16 protein-coding genes are annotated in these 20,571 nt (G+C 69.8%); 8 read left to right on the top strand and 8 right to left on the bottom strand.

Going from position 1 to position 20,571, the window contains the following annotated elements; genetic code table 11:
- Positions 1 to 77 precede the first annotated feature (77 nt).
- Positions 78 to 929 carry a PPK2 family polyphosphate kinase gene (locus FU260_RS17200; protein ID WP_147918162.1) on the bottom strand — a complete coding sequence of 284 codons (852 nt, stop codon included), beginning with the start codon at positions 927 to 929 and terminating at the stop codon, positions 78 to 80.
- 69 nt (positions 930 to 998) lie between these two features.
- Positions 999 to 1,769: a PAQR family membrane homeostasis protein TrhA gene (gene trhA / locus FU260_RS17195; protein ID WP_147918161.1), complete on the bottom strand. Its 771-nt coding sequence runs from the start codon at positions 1,767 to 1,769 to the stop codon at positions 999 to 1,001.
- Positions 1,770 to 1,990: 221 nt separating this feature from the next.
- Between trhA and FU260_RS17190 the strand changes: the two genes are divergently transcribed.
- The 3 genes from FU260_RS17190 to FU260_RS17180 all read left to right on the top strand — a co-directional run bounded on the left by FU260_RS17190 (position 1,991) and on the right by FU260_RS17180 (position 6,249).
- Positions 1,991 to 2,752, top strand: a complete 762-nt coding sequence (locus FU260_RS17190; RefSeq protein ID WP_147918160.1) for an isoprenyl transferase — start codon at positions 1,991 to 1,993, stop codon at positions 2,750 to 2,752.
- A gap of 515 nt (positions 2,753 to 3,267) precedes the next feature.
- Entirely contained in the window at positions 3,268 to 4,593 is a 1,326-nt protein-coding gene (phoH2, locus tag FU260_RS17185; RefSeq protein ID WP_235912314.1) for an RNA 5'-3' helicase PhoH2, read from the top strand.
- Positions 4,594 to 4,704: 111 nt separating this feature from the next.
- Positions 4,705 to 6,249 carry a UDP-N-acetylglucosamine 1-carboxyvinyltransferase gene (locus FU260_RS17180; RefSeq protein WP_147918159.1) on the top strand — a complete coding sequence of 515 codons (1,545 nt, stop codon included), beginning with the start codon at positions 4,705 to 4,707 and terminating at the stop codon, positions 6,247 to 6,249.
- A gap of 156 nt (positions 6,250 to 6,405) precedes the next feature.
- Here FU260_RS17180 and FU260_RS17175 read toward each other — a convergent pair whose 3' ends face one another.
- The 4 genes from FU260_RS17175 to xseA are packed head-to-tail and all read right to left on the bottom strand — an operon-like array spanning position 6,406 to position 9,567.
- On the bottom strand, positions 6,406 to 7,086 hold the full coding sequence (locus FU260_RS17175; protein WP_280527367.1) for a carbonic anhydrase: 681 nt from the start codon (positions 7,084 to 7,086) through the stop codon (positions 6,406 to 6,408).
- Positions 7,083 to 8,006, bottom strand: a complete 924-nt coding sequence (locus tag FU260_RS17170) for a carbohydrate kinase family protein (RefSeq protein WP_147918158.1) — start codon at positions 8,004 to 8,006, stop codon at positions 7,083 to 7,085. Before FU260_RS17170 ends, FU260_RS17175 begins: the two co-directional genes overlap by 4 nt.
- On the bottom strand, positions 8,003 to 8,293 hold the full coding sequence (locus FU260_RS17165; RefSeq protein ID WP_147918157.1) for an exodeoxyribonuclease VII small subunit: 291 nt from the start codon (positions 8,291 to 8,293) through the stop codon (positions 8,003 to 8,005). Before FU260_RS17165 ends, FU260_RS17170 begins: the two co-directional genes overlap by 4 nt.
- A complete protein-coding gene (xseA, locus tag FU260_RS17160) occupies positions 8,293 to 9,567 on the bottom strand; it encodes an exodeoxyribonuclease VII large subunit (RefSeq protein ID WP_147918156.1) in 1,275 nt (424 codons plus the stop codon). The genes FU260_RS17165 and xseA overlap by 1 nt, the downstream gene beginning before the upstream one ends.
- A 71-nt stretch (positions 9,568 to 9,638) precedes the next feature.
- Between xseA and FU260_RS17155 the strand changes: the two genes are divergently transcribed.
- The 3 genes from FU260_RS17155 to FU260_RS17145 all read left to right on the top strand — a co-directional run bounded on the left by FU260_RS17155 (position 9,639) and on the right by FU260_RS17145 (position 14,661).
- Complete coding sequence (locus FU260_RS17155) at positions 9,639 to 12,062, top strand: AAA family ATPase (protein WP_147918155.1); 2,424 nt, start codon at positions 9,639 to 9,641, stop codon at positions 12,060 to 12,062.
- Positions 12,063 to 12,094: 32 nt separating this feature from the next.
- A complete protein-coding gene (locus FU260_RS17150) occupies positions 12,095 to 13,120 on the top strand; it encodes a 4-hydroxy-3-methylbut-2-enyl diphosphate reductase (RefSeq protein ID WP_413038339.1) in 1,026 nt (341 codons plus the stop codon).
- An 80-nt stretch (positions 13,121 to 13,200) separates the two neighbouring features.
- Entirely contained in the window at positions 13,201 to 14,661 is a 1,461-nt protein-coding gene (locus tag FU260_RS17145; RefSeq protein ID WP_147918154.1) for an ArnT family glycosyltransferase, read from the top strand.
- Between the two features lie 7 nt (positions 14,662 to 14,668).
- Here FU260_RS17145 and FU260_RS17140 read toward each other — a convergent pair whose 3' ends face one another.
- Positions 14,669 to 15,604, bottom strand: a complete 936-nt coding sequence (locus FU260_RS17140) for a sugar-binding transcriptional regulator (protein ID WP_147918153.1) — start codon at positions 15,602 to 15,604, stop codon at positions 14,669 to 14,671.
- A 42-nt stretch (positions 15,605 to 15,646) separates the two neighbouring features.
- The gene (locus tag FU260_RS17135; protein ID WP_147918152.1) at positions 15,647 to 17,116 is read right to left on the bottom strand and encodes a DNA recombination protein RmuC; all 1,470 of its coding nucleotides are present in this window, start codon (positions 17,114 to 17,116) and stop codon (positions 15,647 to 15,649) included.
- A 122-nt stretch (positions 17,117 to 17,238) separates the two neighbouring features.
- Between FU260_RS17135 and FU260_RS17130 the strand changes: the two genes are divergently transcribed.
- Positions 17,239 to 18,519, top strand: coding sequence for an ATP-grasp domain-containing protein (locus tag FU260_RS17130; RefSeq protein ID WP_147918151.1), 1,281 nt, complete (start codon positions 17,239 to 17,241; stop codon positions 18,517 to 18,519).
- The gene (locus FU260_RS17125; protein WP_147918150.1) at positions 18,520 to 20,547 is read left to right on the top strand and encodes a CocE/NonD family hydrolase; all 2,028 of its coding nucleotides are present in this window, start codon (positions 18,520 to 18,522) and stop codon (positions 20,545 to 20,547) included. It abuts the gene before it with no gap.
- Positions 20,548 to 20,571: the final 24 nt, after the last annotated feature.

Below are 20,571 nucleotides of genomic sequence, written 5' to 3'. Positions count from 1 at the left end.
CCGCCGCCGCACACCGGCCAGCTGCGCACGTCCGCCAGTTGCGCGCGCTCCGGCGGCTGGGCACGAGCGCCGTCCGGCTAGTGGGTTGCGGCGAGCCTTCGCTTCTCGGTCTCCACATCGAAGTCCGCCGGTGGCCAGCCCAGGTCCAGGGAGCGCAGCGCCTCGATGACCAGCTCGGTCACGGCCAGCCGGGCGTACCACTTGTGGTCGGCGGGGACCACGTACCAGGGTGCCTGCGGTACCGACGTGCGGGTGAGCATCTCGGCATACGCGGCCTGGAAGTCGTCCCAGTCCAGTCGAGTGTCGATGTCGCCGGGGGAGTACTTCCAGTACTTGTCCGGCCGGTCCAGCCGCTCGGCGAGTCGCTCGAACTGTTCGTCGTAGGAGACCATCAGCGCCACCTTGATCACGGTGGTCCCGGTCGCGGCCAGCTCCAAGTCGAAGTCGACCAGTTCGGCATATCGGGAGTCGTTCACCTCCGGCGGCTCCAACCCGTTCACCCGCACCACGAGCACCTGCTCGTAGTGCGACCGGTCGAATACCCCGATCCGGCCAGGCGGCGGCAGCTCCCGGCGGATCCGCCACAGATGGTCGTGGGCAGCCTCCTCCGCCGTGGGCACGCCGAACGAGGCGAGGGCCACCCCCTGCGGGTCCACCATGCCGAGCACGTGCCGGACGATCCCACCCTTGCCGGCCGTGTCCAGACCCTGCAGCACCAGCAGCACCGATCGGTTCCCGCCGCTGCGCCCGTCGGCGTAGAGGCGCTCCTGCAACTCGGAGAGCTCCTTGCCGCGCTTGGCCATGAACTTCTCGGCCTTCTTCTTCCCGTGGTCCCAGCCAGGGGTGGCACTGCGGTCCACTCGGGGCAGATCGAAGTCCTCGCCGACCCGCAAAAGCCTTGCCACGGGTTCGGACCAGTGCGCGCCCATCGGGCTCCTCTCGCCGGGGTGGGCCCACTGTAGTGCCGCAGGCTAGAGGAGTGAGCCTGACTCACTCCTCTAGAGAGTGAATACCGCCAGGGCGATCGCGATCGCATGGCAGCCGTAGCCGATCACCGTGCCGGTGTGGAACAGCTCGTGGAACCCGAACCAGCCAGGAACGGGATTCGGGCGCTTGAAGCCGTAGGCCACGGCACCCAGGGTGTAGCCCAGGCCACCGATGATCACCAGCAGGGCGATCGTCGGCCCACCAGCGGTCCAGAACGCCGGGAGGAATCCGACGGCGACCCAGCCGAGGGCCAGATAGATCGGCACATACAGCCAGCGTGGCGCCTCGAGCCAGAACACCCGGGCCAGCAGACCCAGGACGGCGCCGCCCCACACCAGCCAGAGCAGCAGCCGCGCCGTGCCGTCCGGCAGCAGCAGCGCGGCGAGTGGCGTGTAGGTGCCGGCGATCACCAGAAAGATGTTTGAGTGGTCCATCCGGCGCAGCACACCCGCAGCCTTCGGCGACCAGGTACCGCGGTGGTACACGGCACTGGTGCCGAACAACAGCACCGTGGCAGCTCCGAACACCGCGCTGGTGACGGTTCCGGTGACCGTCGGCGCGCCGATCGTGAGCAGCAGCGCCACCACCAGGGCCACTGGGGTCATCACGGCATGGATCCAGCCCCGCAGCCGGGGCTTGGCCGCCACCGTCTCGCCACCGACCTCCGGCGCCGGCACGGACTCCTCGATCGGAGCCTGCGGCTCCCGTGCCCCCGCGGTGGCCAGCACCACCGACTCCGGCGTCGACTCGGACGCGGAGGCGGGCACGTGCGGACGGGGCATAGGGGCTCCAGGGAGTGGGGTACTGCAGACGACGTTCCTACGCCATCGTAAGTTACGCAAGCGTAGGTAGGCGATCGACGATGTAGAGATGATGTGTGGGCTCCGTGTGCCGGAGCGAAACTCCGTCATCGGCTCGGTAGTGAGGGCTACGGTGTCAATCGACGTGTGGGCCAGGAGCGCCGCACGCGAGCACATCTGCATGGACCACCTCTGGAGACTCGATGCGCCCACCCGCGTTCCTCTACGGGCTCTACGAGCGTCGGCTGTCCCGAGCACTGCAGGGCGCCCGGCTGCCGCGCCATGTGGGTCTGATGCTGGACGGCAACCGCCGTTGGGCACGTTCGGTCGGGTTGGCCACAGCGCAAGGGCACCAGGCCGGGGCGGATCGAATCGCGGACCTGCTCGGCTGGTGCGAGGACGTGGGTATCGAGCGGGTGACGTTGTGGATGCTCTCCACCGACAACCTGCGCCGGGACGAGCGTGAGGTCACCGACCTGCTGGAGATCATCGCTGCGACGGTGGCCAAGCTGGCCACCACCCGGCGCTGGCGGCTGCAGCTGGTGGGTGAGCTGGACCTGCTGCCGAGCGAGATCGCGGACCGGCTGCGTGCCGCCGAGGAGCTGACCAGCGATGTCGCCGGTCTGCACCTGAACATCGCCGTCGGCTACGGCGGGCGGCACGAGATCGCCGGTGCGGTGCGGTCGCTGATTGCCGAGTATGTGGCGGCAGGCAAGTCGGTCGAGGAGATCGGCGAGTCGGTCACCGTGGAAGAGATTGCCGAGCACCTCTATACCAAGGGCCAGCCGGATCCGGACCTGGTGATCCGCACGTCCGGGGAGCAGCGACTGGGCGGCTTCCTGCTCTGGCAGAGTGCGCACAGCGAGTTCTACTTCTGCGAGGCCTTCTGGCCGGACTTCCGCCGGGTGGACTTCCTGCGCGCGCTGCGCGACTACGCCGGCCGGGAGCGCCGGATGGGGCGCTGAGTCCGGCATCACGGTGACGGCGGCGCCCACCGGGGCGGCTCCTCCCGCCGGGAGGCCAGGCCCTGCTCCGGTGAGTGGTCACTTGTGCGGGGTTAGCCGTGGTGGCACCCCGTTCGCGACCACTCGGCGAGAGGGTGACGGCGGAACTTGCCCGGATCGCGCCTCCCGCCTCCCGCCTTCCGCCTTCCGAGTGAACGGCGGATGAACTCTGAGATGTGATCTGCGCCACGCCCGGTCCCATCACCGAGAAGTGCTCACCCGCGTCGTACGTTGAGGTCATCGGGTGGCACCCGCCACCCACCGGAAGGCCAGCCCATGGAACTCGACTTGATGTGGGTGAGGGGCCGCCGGCCCCAAGGGTCGCCGGTCCGCACCCCGCACTCGCCGCGGCGTTGCCGACGGCGAGGCAGGCTGAACAGCAGGAGCTAGCCGTGAGCCGTGAGTCCCTCGCCACGCCCGCGCCGTCCCATCAGGTATCGGGAGCCACGTCCGGAGGTGAGGAGCTGACGGCAGCAGTGCCGGGTGTCACCGACACCGATGGGCGCCGCACCTACGTGCTGGACACCTCGGTGCTGCTCTCCGATCCGCGCGCGTTGTTCCGGTTCGCCGAACACGACGTGGTGCTCCCGATCGTGGTGGTCACCGAGCTGGAGGCGAAACGCCACCACCCCGAGCTCGGCTACTTTGCCCGCAGCGCCCTGCGACACCTGGACGACCTGCGCGTGGAGCACGGTTTCCTGGACCAGCCCGTCCCGCTGGCCGAGGCCGGCGGCACGGTCCGGGTGGAGCTGAACCACTCCGACCCCACTGTGCTCCCGTCCGGGATGCGGCTCGGGGACAACGACACCCGGATCCTCTCCGTGGCCGCGAACCTGCGGGCCGAAGGTCATGAGGTGGTGGTGGTCTCCAAGGACCTGCCGATGCGGGTGAAGGCTTCGGCCGTGGGGCTGAGCGCTCAGGAATACCGGGCACAGCTGGCCGTGGAGTCCGGCTGGCGCGGGATGGCCGAGGGCGGGCTGTCCGAACCCGAGATGAATCAGCTGTTCAGCGAGGAGAGCATCGCCGTGGCGGATGTCTCCGGCGGTGAGGGTCTTCGCGACCTGCCCTGCCACACCGGACTGGTGCTGACCTCCCCACGGGGGTCGGCACTCGGGCGGATCACCCCGGACAAGCAGATCCAGCTGGTGCGCGGGGACCGGGAGGTGTTCGGTATGCACGGTCGCAGCGCCGAGCAGCGGATCGGCATCGACCTGCTCCTTGACCCGGAGATCGGCATCGTCTCCCTGGGCGGGCGCGCCGGGACCGGGAAGTCCGCTCTCGCGCTCTCCGCCGGGCTGGAAGCGGTGCTGGAACGCCGCGAGCACCGGAAGGTGGTGGTGTTCCGCCCGCTGTACGCCGTCGGTGGTCAGGAGCTGGGTTACCTGCCGGGCAGCGAGTCGGAGAAGATGAACCCCTGGGCCCAGGCGGTATTCGACACTCTCGGTGCAGTGGTCTCCTCGCACGTGGTGGACGAGGTGATGAGCCGGGGGATGCTCGAGGTGCTCCCGCTCACCCACATCCGGGGCCGTTCGCTGCACGATGCGTTCGTGATCGTGGACGAGGCGCAGTCCCTGGAACGTAATGTGCTGCTGACGGTGCTTTCCCGGATCGGGCAGAAGTCAAAAGTCGTGCTCACCCACGATGTGGCCCAGCGGGACAACCTGCGAGTCGGTCGCCACGACGGGATCGCCGCGGTGATCGAGTCGCTCAAGGGGCACCCGTTGTTCGCCCATGTGACCCTCACCCGCTCGGAGCGTTCCCCGGTCGCCGCGCTGGTGACCGAGATGCTGGAGGGTGCATAGAGTACGCCATCATCCGCTATCCGCATGTTCGGCCGGTCGTAGTGGCGTAGATTACGTCTCAGAACCCCGTGTTGGGCTCGACGTATCTCAGATCTGAGATACGGTGCTGATATGACGACGGTGATCGAGGATTCGCGAACGACCATTGCCCAGATCGGCAGCCTGATCCGGGGGGCCCGGCAGAACCGGGGGATGACCCAGAGTCAGCTCGCCGAGCTGCTCAGTACGAGTCAGAGCGCGATCGCCCGAATCGAACAAGGCAGCCAGAACCTCTCGGTCGAGATGCTGTCGCGGATCAACGAGGTACTCGATGCGGATCTGCTCTCCATCGGTGCCCCGCGTCCGGCGCACCTGCGGGTCACCGGTGGGCAGCAGCTCTCGGGCACCATCCGGGTGAACACGTCCAAGAACGGTGCCGTGGCGTTGCTGTGCGCCTCGCTGTTGAATCGGGGCCGCACCACGCTGCGCCAGGTGGCCCGGATCGTCGAGGTGGACCGGATCGTGGACGTCCTGCGCTCCATCGGAGTGCGGGCCACCTGGTCCGAGGACGGCAAGGACCTGGAGATCGTGCCGCCGGCCGAGCTGGATCTGACCGCCATCGACGAGGACGCCGCCCGGCGCACCCGCAGCATCATCATGTTCCTCGGCCCGCTACTGGGCCGCACGAGCAGCTTCCAGCTCCCCTACGCCGGTGGTTGCGACCTGGGCACCCGTACGGTGGAGCCGCACATGATCGCGCTGCGGCCGTTCGGCCTGGACGTACTCGCCACCGGTGGCTGGTACCAGGCGGCGGTCACGGGCGGGCAGCCAGAGGAACTGTCCGTGGTCCTCACCGAGCGTGGTGACACGGTCACCGAGAACGCACTGATGGCAGCCGCCCGGCACCCGGGCGTGACCGTGATCCGCAACGCCAGCCCGAACTACATGGTCCAGGACCTGTGCTTCTACCTGGAGCTGCTCGGTGTGCAGGTCGAGGGGATCGGCACCACCACGCTGCGCGTGCACGGCCTCAGCGAGATCGACACCGACGTGACCTACTCCCTCGGTGAGGACCCGGTCGAGGCGATGAGCCTGCTCACCGCCGGTATCGTCACCCACTCGGAGATCACCGTGTCCCGAGTGCCGATCGAGTTCATGGAGATCGAGCTGGCCACGCTGGCCGAGATGGGCCTGCGGTACACCATCTCGCCGGAGTACGCGGCAGCGAACGGGCGCACCCGGCTGGTGGATGTGACCGTGCACCCCAGCGAGCTGAAGGCGCCGATCGACAAGATCCACCCGATGCCGTTCCCCGGTCTGAACATCGACAACCTGCCGTTCTTCGCAGTGATCGCCGCGACTGCCTCCGGAACCTCCACCATCCACGACTGGGTCTACGACAACCGCGCCATCCACCTGACCGACCTGACCCGCCTGGGCGCGGACGTGCGGCTGCTGGACCAGCACCGGCTGGACGTGACCGGCCCGACTCGCTGGTCCGGTGCAGAGGTGAGCTGCCCGCCTGCGCTGCGCCCCGCCGTCGTGATCCTGTTGGCGATGCTCGCCGCGAAGGGCACCTCGGTGCTGCGCGGGGTGGACATCATCTCCCGCGGCTACGAGCAGCTGCAGGAGCGGCTGATCCGGCTCGGCGCGCAGATCGAGACGTTCAGGGACTGACCGCCGATCGCCAGGGGCGAGGTCGGCGACCACGCGGGGTGAGGTTTCTGTCGCGGAACCGCGATTCGGCGACAGAAATCACACCCGCGCGATCGGGACGCACCCACACCCGCGCGATCGGGACGCACCCACACCCTGGCGGTCAGGCTGAGGCGCTCAGCTCGCGCCGATGTCCCCGATCACCTCGACGGTGCGGGCTGTGCCGTCGGCGAGGTCGTACTCCATGCCGACGATCGCACACCGTCCCTCGGCCACCGCCTCCTCCAGCACCGCGGAGTAGTCGTGCAGCATGTGCACCGTGGAGCGGACGTGCTCGGTGAGCAGGTGCCGCTGGTCGGCCAGGTGCAGAGTGAGCGAGTCCTTGTTCACGCTGCCGTCGGCGCCGTCCTGCTCGGCGGTGCCGGTCACCAGGCTCGGGATCACTCGGTCCACGATCGCCCGGACGAAGTTGTTCGGTAGCGAGCCAGTGGCCAACGCGTCGGCGGCGGCTCCCACAGCACCGCAGCCGTGGTGGCCGAGCACCACCACCAGCGGGGTGTGCAGCAGGTCCACACCGAACTCGATCGACCCGATCACGGTGGTGTCCACCACGTGTCCGGCGGTGCGCACCACGAACAGGTCGCCGAGCCCGCGGTCGAAGATGATCTCCGCAGCCACCCGGGAGTCCGAGCAGCCGAACAGCACGGCGAACGGGTTCTGCGCAGCGGACAGTTCGGAGCGCCGTTCGACGTTCTGGTTCGGGTGGTCGGCCTGACCGCCGACGAACCGGACGTTCCCCTCCTGCAGGGCCGCCCAGGCCTCCGCGGGGGTGGTCGGCAGGGTGGGTGTCTCGGTCACTCGGTGTCCTCCAGTTCACGGCGGGTGGGCGGGTTTGCCCCGGCGCGGGAGACGACGATCGCGGCGATCCGGGCGGCATGAGCCATCGCGTCGCGGGTGGTCTGGGCGTCGATCTGATGCAGCAGCTCGCGGTGGCCGGCGCCGAGCAGGCCGGCGGACCAGAGCCCGTCGAGCAGGCCGGCCATGAAGGAGTCCCCGGCCCCGACGGTGTCCACCACGGCCACCTGCGGCGAGGGCACCGTCACCTCGACACCGGCCGAGGTCACCGCGAACGATTCTTCGCCGCCGCGGGTGAGCACCACCAGCGCTGGTCCGGTGGCCGCCCAGTGGCGCACCGCAGCGGTGACGTCCTGACCGGGGTAGAGCCAGGCGACGTCCTCGTCGGAGACCTTCACCACGTCCGCTGCGGCCACCAGCGCCTCGATCCGCGGACGGACCTGGTCAGCGGCACCCATGATGGTGGGCCGGGCGTTCGGGTCATAGCTGATCGTGGCGTGTTCGCGGGCCGCCTCGCACAGCTCGGCGATCGCGTCGGCGCTCGACGGCAGGGTGGCGGCGATCGAGCCCGTGTGCAGCACCGCGATCGAGTCGTCCAGCACCACCTCCGGCACCTGGGAGGTGAGGTCGAAGGTGTAGGTCGCTCCGCCGTCACCGGCCAGGGTGGCCACGGCGGTCGAGGTGCGCTCGGCGTGGTCGGAGCCGGGCACCAGCTGCACTCCGCTGGCTTCCAGGTGGTCCCGGACCAGGCGGCCCCGCTCGTCGGTGCCGAACCAGGCAGCGAGCTCGGCCATCCGGTCGAGCCGGGCCAGTCCGAGCGCCACGTTCGCCGGCGACCCGCCCGGGTAGTCGGTCACGGTGCCGTCCGCCGCGTGCACCACGTCCACCAACGCTTCCCCGATCACCAGGGCGCGCTGGTTCACGGGGCGGGCTCGCTCTCGGCGTCCTCGCCGGCCGCCGGCCCTGCGCCGCCGTTCTCCTCAGCGGTGACCACCGAGTCGCCCTTGGCGGCGGCAAGCCGGTCTCGGGCGGCGTCCAGCCAGCTCTGGCACCTGTCCGCCAGTGCCTCACCGCGCTCCCACAGGGCGAGGGAGTCCTCCAGCGAGGCGGCGCCGCTCTCCAGCTTGCCGACCACGTCCACCAGCTCATCGCGTGCCTGCTCGTAGCTGAGCGTGGCCACATCGGGTGCCTGCGAGTTCACGGTGCTCATCAAACCACGTCCTTCTCGTCCGTCCGCCCGGGGCGGACCTCTACGTCGAACTTCCCGTCGGCCACCAGGGCCTGCAGCCTCTCGCCGGTGCTCACCTCGTCCGGATCCCGCACGACGGCGCCACTCTCGGTGCGTAGCACGGCGTAACCGCGGCGCAGGGTCGCCTTGGGGGAGAGGGTGCGCAGGGCGGTCCGTAGCGCAGTCACCTCCCCGTGCGCCCGGTCCAGCCGTCCGGAGAACGTGCTGCGGGCGGACTGGCGCAGCCGGTCGAGGTGCTCGGCCCGGGTGGTCACCATCGTGGTCGGATCGGCGAGCACCGGGCGGCTGCGCATCGCAGTGAGCCGGTCCTGCTCGAGGTGCAGCCGGCGGGTGAGCGCTTCGGCCATCCGGGTGCGGGCCGCGGCGATGTTGGTGAGCTCACCGGCCACATCCGGCACGATCCGCTTCGCGGCATCGGTGGGGGTGGAGGCCCGGTAGTCGGCCACCAGGTCCAGCAGCGGGGTGTCGGTCTCGTGCCCGATCGCGGCGACCAGCGGGGTGCGGCAGTCCGCGGCCGCCCGGACCATCGTCTCGTTCGAGAACGGCAGCAGGTCCTCCACCGAGCCACCACCGCGAGCCACCACGATCACCTCGACGTCCTCGTCCGCGTCCAGCTCGGCGATCGCCCGGGACACCTGCGGCACGCAGTTCGGCCCCTGCACCGCCACCTCCCGGATCTCGAAGTGCACGTGCGGCCACCGGGCTCGGGCATTCACCAGCACATCGTGCTTGGCCTTAGCATCCCGGCCGCAGATCAGACCGACCCGCCCGGGCAGGAACGGTAGCGGCAGCTTGCGCTCGGCGTCGAAGAGCCCCTCGGCGGCCAGGTGCTTCTTCAGCTCCTCGATCCGGGCGAGCAGCTCACCGACGCCGATCGCCCGCAGATCGCTGGCCCGCAGACTGAGCGTGCCGCGCTTGACCCAGAACGAGGGTTTGGCACGCACCACCACGTGCGCACCCTCTTCCACGCCGGCCCCGGCACCATGCAGCAGCCGCTTCAGCATGGTCACGTTCAGCGACATGTCCACATCGGTGTCGCGCAACGTCAGATAGGCCATCGATGAGGCGTTGTGCGCATTCAGCTGCACCAGCTGGCCTTCCACCCAGACCGGGGCCATCCGGTCCACGTAGGCGGCGATCTTGCTGCTCAGCACTCGCACCGGCCACGGCCGTTCGGCGGTGGTCTCCAGGGCCTTGGCCGGAAGGTCGCTGCCAGCAGGCTCGGTGGTGCTCATGACCCCTACTGTGCCGCACCCCGGTGACAACGCGTGCGCACCGGTCAGTGCGCGGACCTACGGTGGTGACCATGACCGCCCGTCTTGTCCGCACCGAGGAGCTCAGCCGTGCCCTGGAGCTGCTCGAGGGCGGGAAGCACCTGTTCCTCACCGGGCGGGCGGGCACCGGGAAGTCCACGCTGATCCGACAGTTCCTGGCCACCACGAAGCGCCGCGTGGTGGTGGCGGCGCCCACGGGGATCGCCGCGCTGAACGTGACCGGGTACACGATCCACCGGCTGCTCAGCCTGACCGCCACCACCACCGTCGAGGACGTGCGCAGCGGCCGCTACCGCCCCGGCAGGTTCGCGAAGACCCTCACCGGGCTGGACACGCTCATCATCGACGAAGCCTCGATGGTGCGCGCCGACCTGTTCGACATGCTCACCGCTGCCCTGGAACGGTTCGGCCCGCGCCCGGGGAGCCAGTTCGGCGGGGTACAGCTCGTGCTGGTCGGGGATCTGCACCAGCTCCCGCCGGTGGTCACCGACCGGGAGGCGGACTATTTCAGCACCCGGTACGCGAGCCCGTTCTTCTTCTCTGCGGACAGCTACCGGGGCGAGCTGTTCCCCACGGTCGAGCTGACCACGGTCTTCCGGCAGGCCGGCGATGACCGGCTCACCGCCATCTTGAACGCGCTGCGGGAAGGCGCGCTGCTCGGGCACGCGATGGCCGAGCTGAACGAGCGCACCGATCCAGAGTTCCAGCCACCGGCCGGCGAGCTCTGGCTCACCCTCACGCCGACGAACCGGCTGGCCACCTCCCGGAACCGGCAGCGGCTGGAACAGCTGGACACCCCCGAGCACCTCAGTACCGCGACCCGCACCGGCGACCTGTCCACTTTGGACGAGCCCGCGGATGCCACTCTGCACCTCAAGGTGGGGGCCCAGGTGATGATGCTCACCAACGATCCCGCCGACCGTTGGGTGAACGGCACCCTCGGGAGGATCGAGCACATCGATCCGGGCCGCGGTGCCGGCGAGCTGTCGGTGGTGGTCACCTTCACCGACGGGTCGGCCGCCGAGGTCGGCCGGAACGTCTGGGAGGCGACCCGGCCGGTGCTGGACGGTGGCGCCCTACGGCACGAGGTGGTCGGCACGTTCACCCAGCTGCCACTGCGGTTGGCGTGGGCGGTCACCATCCACAAGAGCCAGGGGCAGACCTTGGACCGGGTGCTGGTCGACCTGACCGGTGGCACGTTCTCCGCCGGGCAGGTGTATGTGGCACTGAGCCGCTGCACCTCGATGGCAGGACTGGTGCTGCGGCGCCCGGTGCTGGCCAAGGACCTCAAGTCCGACCGGCGGATCACCCGTTTCCTCGCTTCGGCACGGCCGTCGACGGCGCAGGGCCGGTTCTGCGCGATCGCCGCCCTGGTCGTGGGGGAGGAGGGGCGGCGCAGCCGTCCTCGTCCGGTGGAGCTGGCAGTGGCGCTGCCCGACGGCACAGCGCTGAGCACCTTGGTCAACCCGCAACGCGACCTCGCCGATGCTCGGGCGCGCCATCAGATCACGACGGCGGATGTCGCCCTGGCCCCCACCCTGGCCGAAGCGTGGGCGGTGCTTGCACCGGTGCTTCAGGGGTATACGCCGGTCGGGGCGAACATCGACGAGACGATCGCGCTGATCGACTTCGAGCTGAAGCGACTGGGGGCGGTGGTCCCGCTGCCGCTCGGCGTCCTGGTGACCGTACCGGCCCGGCCTGGCCGCTCGGCGCCGGCCCCGTCGGTACCGCCGGCCCTGTCGGTACCGCCGGCCCCGTCGGCACTCGACCTGGCCCGGGAGGCTCTGACCGCCTTCGAGACCGACGGCGCCGCCACGGACGCGGTGGACGCGTTCACCGACCCGGCCGAGACTGACCTGCCGGCCGGCGGGCTGGGCTACCTGCTCACCCGGGACGCCGGCTTCCCGGCGCCGCAGCCGGCGCACCTGCCGGGACTCGCCGACCTGCTCGCGGTGAGCGGGCCGATCTCAGCGGCGTTGCTCGGTGGCCCCGTGCCTGCGATGGCGGACCTGTCCGGGCCGACCGTGCAACTGGCCCGGGCGCAGGTGCTGACGGCCGCCGGCCGGGTGCCGGCCAGTACCGCCGTTCTGGACCGGCTCAGCGGGCTGGAGACGTTGCTCGGCTCTGGACTCACCGACCAGCTCGCGGCCCAGGCACCCGAGATCGTCGGAGCCGCGGAGGCGCTGTACCCCGGCGCCCGGGTGTGCTTCACGGGAGAGGTGCTCACGCCGTCGGGAGGTGCCCTCAGCCGCACGCAGATGGAGGAGCTGGCGCGCGCCGGCGGCCTACACCCCGTGCCGTCGATGACCAAGACCCGCACCGACGTCCTGGTGACCGCCGAGACCGGTACCCAGTCCGGGAAGGCGCGCAAAGCGCGCGAGTACGGCAAACCGGTGCTGGACGCGGGCCAGTTCTTCGACTGGCTCTCCTCCCACGGCTTCTCGGCGCCGCAGTGAGAACGGCCACCGGCGGAGGCCAGCCGCCTACACTGGATGGCGTGACTACGCCGACCAAGCAGATCCTGCTCGCCGCCCCGCGCGGCTACTGCGCGGGGGTCGACCGGGCCGTCGAAGCGGTGGAGCAGGCGCTCGACCACTATGGCGCACCGGTGTACGTGCGCAAGGAGATCGTGCACAACAAGCACGTCGTGACGACGTTGTCCGAGCGTGGTGCGATCTTCGTGGACGAGACCGACCAGGTGCCCGAGGGTGCCCGGGTGATCTTCTCCGCGCACGGGGTCTCTCCGGCGGTGCGGGCCCAGGCGGCCGAGCGCAACCTGGACACGATCGACGCCACCTGCCCGCTGGTCACCAAAGTGCACAAGGAGGCCGTCCGGTTCGCCCGCGACGACTTCGAGATCCTGCTCATCGGCCACGACGGCCACGAGGAGGTGGAGGGCACCGCGGGTGAAGCGCCGGAGCACGTCCAGCTCGTGGACGGGCCGGAGGCCGCTGATCGGGTCACCGTGCGGGACCCGGCGAAGGTGGTCTGGCTGTCTCAGACCACGCTGTCGGTGGACGAGACGATGGCCACGGTCCGGCGGCTGCGGGAGAGGTTCCCCGAGCTGCATGACCCGCCGAGCGACGACATCTGCTACGCCACCCAGAACCGGCAGGTCGCGGTGAAGAAGATCGCCCCGGACGCGGACGTGATGATCGTGGTCGGCTCGGCGAACTCCTCCAACTCGGTACGCATGGTCGAGGTGGCGCTGGCGGCCGGCGCCACGTCGGCGTACCGGGTGGACACCGCTGCCGAGCTGGATCCGGACTGGTTCGACGGCGCGACGTCGGTCGGCCTGAGCTCCGGTGCCTCGGTGCCGGAGATCCTGGTGCGTGGGGTGATCGAACGCCTCGGCGAGTGGGGCTTCGGTGAGACCACCGAGGTGCGCACCGCCACCGAGGACCTGATGTTCTCCCTGCCCAAGGAACTGCGCGCCGACCTGAAGAAGGCCGGGCAGGAAGCAGGACGGCCGCCGCGTGGCGGGCGCCACAACCTGGACGTCACCCCACTCTGAAGGCGGCCGACGGCGGAGCGTCCGGGGCGTGAGCCGTCTCGCCACGGGTCGTGGCTTGCGCTGCCGGGCAGACTAGCCTCGTGATCGGACCCGGCCTGGTACGCGAACGCTTCGCCCGCGGGCCGGTGATCGGCGCGATGCTCGCCCTTGCCGTGCTGCTCGCCGTCCTGGCACCGGAGTATGGGTATCACCGGGACGAGCTGTACTTCCGGATGCTCCCGCCGGCCTGGGGGTATGTCGACCAGCCGTTCCTCACCCCGCTGCTCGCGCGGACCGCGATCGCGCTGTTCGGGGACAGCGTGGTGGCGCTGCGAGTGGTGGCTCTGCTCTGTGCCGTGGCCTCCCTGCCGGTGCTGGCGCTGATCACCCGTGAGGTCGGTGGTGGCCGGCGCGCTCAGGCCCTGACCGGGTGGGGGATGGCTGGTGCCACTCTCACGCTGCAGTTCGGGCACGTGCTGTTGACCGCGAGCCTGGACCTGGTGGTCTGGCCGGTGGTGCTGCTGCTGGCGATCCGGGCGGTGCTGCGCGAGGACGGCAGGTGGTGGATCGCTGCCGGGGCGGTGATCGGGGTGAGCTCGGCGAACAAGCTGCTGGTGGTGGTCCTGATGCTCGGGATCGCGCTCGGGCTCGCTGTCTGTGGCCCGCGGGCGTGGTTCGGCTCGGCCCGGCTGTGGTGGGGTGTGGCGATCGCCGGGCTGCTCGCGCTGCCGAGCGTGCTGTACCAGGCGATGCACGGATGGCCCCAGCTGGCGATGGGTGAGGCGCTGCGGGGGTCGAACTCCGGCGAGGTCCGGGTGATGATGTGGCCGATGCTGGTGCTGCTGGTCGGGCCGGTGCTCGCGGCGTTCTGGGTGGTGGCGATCGTCGGGATGTTCCGGCGCCCGCAGTGGCGGCCGCTGCGGTTCCTCGCGGTCGCGTTCGCTCTGGTGGTCGCGTTCGTCTTTATCGGGGGGACACAGTTCTACTACACCGCCGGGATGCTCGGGGTGCTGGTGGCGATCGGCTCGGCCGGTGTGGCGCAGTGGTTGAGCAGCCGGTCCCGGCGACGGGCGATGGTCGCCCTGCTGGTGGTCAACTCCCTGGGCTGCGCAGTAGCCGCGCTACCGGTGCTGCCGGTGCGGACCTTCGGTGCGAGCGGGCTGGCGGCGGTCAACTCGGCTGCCGCCGATCAGGTCGGCTGGCCGCAGTACGCCGCACAGGTGCGCCAGGGGGCCGCGCAGTCCGGTGCGGAGGTGATCATCACCAGCAACTACGGCGAGGCGGGCGCCCTGGACCGGTTCGGTTCCGGCGGGCTGCCGGTGGTCAGCGGGCACGTGCAGCTGTGGCATCTGGACCGGTCGCCGGACGATGCGCAGACTGCGCTGATCGTCGGTGGCCAGAGCGAGCGGGCACCGGACTGGTTCGACTCCTGCCGCCGCGTGGCCGAGCTCGACAACGGGCTGGGCGTCGACACCGAAGAGGAGGGGGAGCCGGTGCTGGTGTGCACCGGCCCGGTCGAGCCATGGCCGCAGCTCTGGGACCGATTCCGGCACCTGGACTGAGCACTCCTCACACCGCGAGAGCCGCCTTGGCGCACCGGATGTCGGTGATCAGGTGGTCGGCGATCCCGGACCGCAGCGCGGCCAGCACCGCGTGCTCCTTGCCCGGCCCGCCGCCGATCGCGACCCGCATGTCCACTGCCCGCAGCTGCTCCTCGGAGATGCCCACGAACCGGCCCTCGAGCCCGGAGACGGTGCCGCCATCGGCATCGAGCAGCATCGTGCCGATCTCGGCCACCACGCCCTTCTGCTCGTACTCCTCCCGCTCGCCCAGATCGGAGAGCTGGCCTGCCATCAGCGAGGCCTCCGGCCAGCCGCCGATGGTCAGGAACGCCTTGTCGATGTGCTCGAACTTGCGCAGCGTCCGCTGGATCGAAGGGTGCTTGAGGATGACCCGGGCCTCCGGGTCCTTCGTCAGGATGCCCGGTGCGTACAGCGGATGGGTCGCCCCACCGGTCAACCGGCCGAGGTTGGCGATCACCTCGACGCCGTCCTCCAGGCGGGGCGCACCCACCCCGGTGAGCTGGACGACATCGGCCGAGGGGAGAGCCTCGATCAGCCGAGAGGCGAGTACCAGCGTGCGGCCCGGCGCGAATCCGAGGATGTCGTCCTCGGCCACGTTGTCGACGATGAAGCGTGCCGTGATCCGGGCGATCGCCTCGCGGGCTTCCAGCACGTCCGGGGAGTGTGTGGCCACGACCAACGCGCCTCGCAGGCCGTAGCGCTGGGCGAGCTGGGCGGACAGTCCGACGTCCACCGGCGCGGAGACCGTGGGCCGGACCTCGACCAGACCGAGCGCGCGGGCTCGCTTGATCATTCGCGCAGTGGCGAAGCGGGACTTGCCGATATCGGCGGCGATGTCATTGACGGCGCGACCGTGGGCGAGGTTCTGCAGGGCGACGTAGACGTGCAGGACCTGCTGGTCGATCGTGAGTGGGTTGCTCATAGGTGCAGTATCTATCACGGATGTGCACGTGCGTGGGTAGTCTCACGTACCGGTGGAGTGCCCGAGGTCAGCATCGGGGCCGGAGGTGGCACCCGCACGCGTGGCGTCTTGAGCCGCCCGGTCCACCAGTGCTTCGAGCTCAGCCGAGGCGTGCACGTCCTCCTTCTGCGCCGGTACGGCCAGCACCTCCAGTGGTGGAGGGGCGCTGAGACCCGGCTCGAGTCCCTGCAGGGCGGAGAACCGCCGAGCCTGCGTGACGAGCTGGGAGTCCAGCGAGGCGTTGAACGAGTTGTAGGCCTCCACAGTGGAGTTCAGCCGCTTGCCCAAGGTGGTCAGGTGCTTGCCCAGGGTGCCGAGCCGCTTGTGCAGCTCCCGCCCGGCGGTGAACACCTGCGCGGCATCGTCGGCGAGCCGTTCCTGGCGCCAGGTGTAGGCCACGGTGCGCAGCAGCGCCACCAGGGTGGCCGGGGTGGCCAGCACCACGTTCTTCTCGAAGGCGCGCTCCAGCAGGGTCGGATCCTCTTCCAGAGCTGCGTTCAGGAACACCTCCGCGGGCAGGAACATCACCACGAACTCCGGTGTGTGCGGCACGTGCTCCCAGTACGACTTCGCGCCGAGGGAGTCGATGTGCTCGCGCACATGCCTGGCGTGGGCGGCCAACCGTTTGCCGCGGATCTGGTCGTCCTTGGCTTCCATCGCCTCCAGGTACCCGTTGAACGCGACCTTGGCGTCCACCACCACATGCTTCTCACCGGGAAGGGTGACGATCAGATCCGGGCGGAGTGCGCCGTCGTCGGTGGTGAAACTGGGCTGCTCCACGAAGTCCACATGCTCGACCATCCCGGCCGACTCCACCACGTTGCGCAGCTGCAGCTCACCCCAGCGGCCGCGCACCTGCGGGGCACGGAGGGCGTTGACCAGCTGGCTGGTCTCGGTGCGCAGATGCTCGGAGGAGGAGCGCATCGCGTTCACCTGCTCCGTGAGCGTGGCATGCGCTGACGCCCGCTCCTTCTCGGCGCTGGTCATCTCCTGCTTGACTTCCCCGAGAGTGCGCGTCAGCGGCTCCACCAGGTGCCGTACCGCCTCCTCGCGCTTGGCCAGCTCGGCCTCTGACTCCCGTTGTGTCCGCGTCCACCGTTCCTCGGCATGTTCCAGGAACTCCTTGCGGGTCTGGGCGAGTACCTTCGCCGAGAGCGCTTCGAACTCGTCACTGAGCCGCTGCGTGCTCTCCTTCAGCTCAGCTACACGCTCGGCACTGCGTCGTTGCTCGGTGGCCAGCTCTCGCTCGTGGGCGGCCTGCTGCAGATCGGTGCGCTCGTCGGCGGCCCGTTCCGCCGCGGCCAGCGCGCGCCCGTGCGCCTCCTGCTGCGCCGCCAACCGTTCGGCCAGGCGCGCGATCTCCGCCTGCGCCGCTGTCAGCCGAGGCTCGCCGGCGCCGGTGGTGCGCCTGGCCAGCAGCACGCCGCACGCACCGCCGATGAGGAGCCCCACAACCAGCCAGATGATGTCCATGACGTCAGGCTCTCAGCAGCCACCGACATCGCGACGACAGCGCGCCCACGAGGACCACGTCGGCGGCTGGTCCGGCTGCGGCGCAGATGCGGGCCCACCCGCCCGCTGCGACGATCGGGCACATGAACAAAAACGTCTTCGTGCTCGGTCTGGACGACGCCAACCGCGAGGTGCTGCGCGGCCTGCCCGACGCCGATTCGCTCACCTTCCACCAGCTGCTCACCCAGGACGAGCTGCAAGAAGGAGAGGTCAACGTGCCTGATCTGCTGGAGCGGGCCGAGGCCCAGCTCGCGGACTTCGACGGTTCGGTGGACGCGATCGTCACCTACTGGGACTTCCCCGCCACGATGATGGTGCCGATCCTCTGCCGGCGCCGCGGGCTGCCCTCCGCCGACCTCAAGGCTGTGATCCGTTGTGAGCACAAGTACTGGAGCCGGCTGGTGCAGAGCCGCGTGACCAACGCCCTGCCGGCGTTCGGTCTGCTCGACCTGGACGCCGAGCAACCGCACCTACCGGCCGGAGTGAGCTACCCGGCGTGGATCAAACCCGTGGAGTCGGCCTCCTCCGAGGGCGCCTACCGGATCACCGATACCGAGCAGCTTGCCCGCACCCTGCCCCAGGCCCGTGAGGACGTGGTTCGGCTGGGCCGGCCGTTCGAGGCCGTCCTGGACATGATCGAGCTGCCCCCGGAGATCGAGCAGATCGGCGGCGCCGCGTACATGGCTGAGGAGGCAGCGGCGGGTCAGCAGGTCACCGTCGAGGGCTACATCGCCGGTGGCACAGTGGACGTGTACGGGTTGGTGGCCTCGATCGACTACCCCGGCAGTGACAGTTTCCTGCGTTATCAGTACCCCTCGGCGATGAGCGAAGGGGTGTTCGAGCGGATCGTCGAGGTCGCCAGCGAGGTGATCAGCGCCTCGGGCCTGGACAACTCCACCTTCAACATCGAGTTCTTCTGGGATGCGGACGCGAGCAGGCTGCGCCTGCTCGAGGTGAACGCGCGCCACTCCCAGGAGCACGCGCGGCTGTTCGAGATGGTCGACGGCGTAGCGAACCATGCCGCGATGGTCAGCCTGGGGCTGGGCCACCATCCGCAGCTGCCGCGCCGCGAGGGCGAGTACGCGATGGCCGCCAAATGGTTCCTGCGACACTTCGCCGACGGTGTGGTGCGCCGGACACCCACGCCGGGGGAAGTTGCCGATCTGGAGGCTCGGGTACCTGGCTGCACGGTGCTGGTCAAGGTCGAGGAAGGCGCGCGGCTGTCCGACGGGTATGGCGAGGACAGCTACAGCTACGTGCTCGCCGAAGTGTTCCTCGGCGGCGCGGACGAGGACGACCTGAAGCGAAAGTACGAGGAGTTCGTGAGCACGCTGCCGTTCACGATCGACGACGAGGAGGCCTGAGTGCGTACTGTCACCTCCCTGCCACATGAGGTGGAGGAGATCGAGCATCTCTGGATCCCGATGAGCGATGGCACCCGGCTCGCCGCGCGGTTGTGGCGGCCGGTGTCGGCGCAGGACGAACCGGTGCCGGGGATCCTGGAGCTGATCCCGTACCGCCGCCGCGACCTGACCGCCCAGCGTGACTCGATCCACCACCCCTACATGGCCGGCTACGGTTACGCGTGCCTGCGGGTGGACCTGCGCGGTAGCGGCGACTCCGAGGGAGTGCTCGAGGACGAGTACCTGGAGCAGGAGCTGGCCGACGCCGAGGATGTGCTGGCCTGGCTGGCCGATCAGCCCTGGTGCAACGGTCGCACGGCGATGATGGGGATCTCCTGGGGCGGGTTCAACGCCCTGCAGGTCGCCGCTCGCCGCCCGCCCAGCCTGGGGGCGATCGTCACCGTGTGCTCCACTGACGACCGATACACCGATGATGTGCACTACATGGGCGGCTGCCTGCTCACCGACAATCTGTCCTGGGCCTCGACCATGTTCGCCTACAACTCCTGCCCGCCCGATCCGGCGATCGTCGGTGAGCGCTGGTTGGAGATGTGGCACCAGCGGTTGGACGGCAGCGGGCTGTGGCTCGAGGAGTGGCTGCGCCATCAGCGCCGGGACGACTACTGGCGGCACGGATCGATCATCGAGAACTACGCCAGCGTGCAGGTGCCGGTGTTCGCGGTCAGCGGCTGGGCGGATGGCTACTCCAACTCCGTCTTTCGGTTGCTCGCCGGTCTGCAGGTGCCCACCCGAGGGTTGATCGGGCCGTGGAGCCACAAGTACCCCCACCTCGGGCAGCCGGGCCCGGCGATCGGGTTCCTGCAGGAGATGGTCGCGTGGTGGGACCACTGGCTCAAGGACGCCACGGACAACGGCGCGATGGACGGGCCGGCTCTGACCATCTGGATGCAGGATGCCGCACCGCCGGCCACTACCTACGAGGACCGGCCGGGGCGCTGGGTGGGGGAGCCGTCCTGGCCCAGCGACCGGATCGTGGACACGACCTACCCGCTCGAGCTGTACCGGATTCTGCAGCCCGGTGACTCTGCGAGCTCGCCGGCCAGCACGGTCCAGTCCCCGCTCTCGGTGGGGCAGTTCGCGGGCAAGTGGTGCTCCTACAACGCACCCCCGGACATGCCGTACGACCAGCGTGAGGAGGACGGCGGATCACTGGTCTTCAACAGCGTGGAGCTCGACGAGACCCTCGAGGTGCTCGGCGCCCCGGTCGCCGATCTGGAGGTCTCGGTCGACCAGCCGGTCGCGCAGTTGATCGTCCGACTCTCCGAGGTCGCACCGGACGGTGCCGCCACCCGGGTCAGCTACGGGGTGCGGAACCTGAACCACCACCGCGGCGACCATCAGCCCGCGCTCCTGGAGCCCGGCAGGCGGTATCGGGTGCGGGTGCCGCTGAACGGGATGGCCCAGTCCTTCCCGCCCGGGCACCGGTTGCGGCTGTCCGTGTCCACCTCCTACTGGCCGGTGGTCTGGCCCGCTCCGGAGCCGGTGAACCTGACCGTCTACCCGGACAGCAGCTCCCTGGTGCTGCCGGTGCGACCGGTCGGCGTGGACCAGGGTGAGACTCCGCCGTCGTTCGGAGAGCCGGAGGGCGCACCGCCTCTGGCCGTGGATCAGATCGAGGCCGGAGAGCAGGACTGGCGGGTGAGCCGGAACATGGTGGACCTCTCCGGTGAGCTCGAGGTGGTCAAGGACCTGGGCGTCGTGCACTTCCCCGGTATCGACCTGACCGTGCGGCGCAGTGCGAACGAGCGGTACCGGTTCGTCGGGAACGACTTCAACTCCGTGCGCGGGGAGACGGTGTGGGAGATGGGCTTCAGCCGTGGCGACTGGCAGACCCACGCCACCACCCGCACGGTGCTCACCTCCAGCCCGACCCACTTCCACGTCTATGCCGAACAGGACGCGTGGCTCGGCGCAGAACGGGTGCACTCCCAGACCTGGAGCCGGTCCATCCCGCGGGACCACATCTGAGCCACCCCGCACCGGACACGCGAT

This window comes from Ruania zhangjianzhongii, assembly GCF_008000995.1.
GTDB classification, from domain to species: Bacteria; Actinomycetota; Actinomycetes; order Actinomycetales; family Beutenbergiaceae; genus Ruania; species Ruania zhangjianzhongii.
Note: the sequence above shows the minus strand (reverse complement) of the source record. Positions and strands in the feature narration are given on the sequence as shown.

What these genes read in the sequence shown, in the direction of transcription:
- FU260_RS17200 (WP_147918162.1), bottom strand. Translation starts at nt 929, where the DNA reads ATGGGCGCGCACTGGTCCGAACCCGTGGCAAGGCTTTTGCGGGTCGGC.
- trhA (WP_147918161.1), bottom strand. Translation starts at nt 1,769, where the DNA reads ATGCCCCGTCCGCACGTGCCCGCCTCCGCGTCCGAGTCGACGCCGGAG.
- FU260_RS17190 (WP_147918160.1), top strand. Translation starts at nt 1,991, where the DNA reads ATGCGCCCACCCGCGTTCCTCTACGGGCTCTACGAGCGTCGGCTGTCC.
- FU260_RS17180 (WP_147918159.1), top strand. Translation starts at nt 4,705, where the DNA reads ATGACGACGGTGATCGAGGATTCGCGAACGACCATTGCCCAGATCGGC.
- FU260_RS17165 (WP_147918157.1), bottom strand. Translation starts at nt 8,293, where the DNA reads ATGAGCACCGTGAACTCGCAGGCACCCGATGTGGCCACGCTCAGCTAC.
- xseA (WP_147918156.1), bottom strand. Translation starts at nt 9,567, where the DNA reads ATGAGCACCACCGAGCCTGCTGGCAGCGACCTTCCGGCCAAGGCCCTG.
- FU260_RS17155 (WP_147918155.1), top strand. Translation starts at nt 9,639, where the DNA reads ATGACCGCCCGTCTTGTCCGCACCGAGGAGCTCAGCCGTGCCCTGGAG.
- FU260_RS17140 (WP_147918153.1), bottom strand. Translation starts at nt 15,604, where the DNA reads ATGAGCAACCCACTCACGATCGACCAGCAGGTCCTGCACGTCTACGTC.
- FU260_RS17135 (WP_147918152.1), bottom strand. Translation starts at nt 17,116, where the DNA reads ATGGACATCATCTGGCTGGTTGTGGGGCTCCTCATCGGCGGTGCGTGC.
- FU260_RS17130 (WP_147918151.1), top strand. Translation starts at nt 17,239, where the DNA reads ATGAACAAAAACGTCTTCGTGCTCGGTCTGGACGACGCCAACCGCGAG.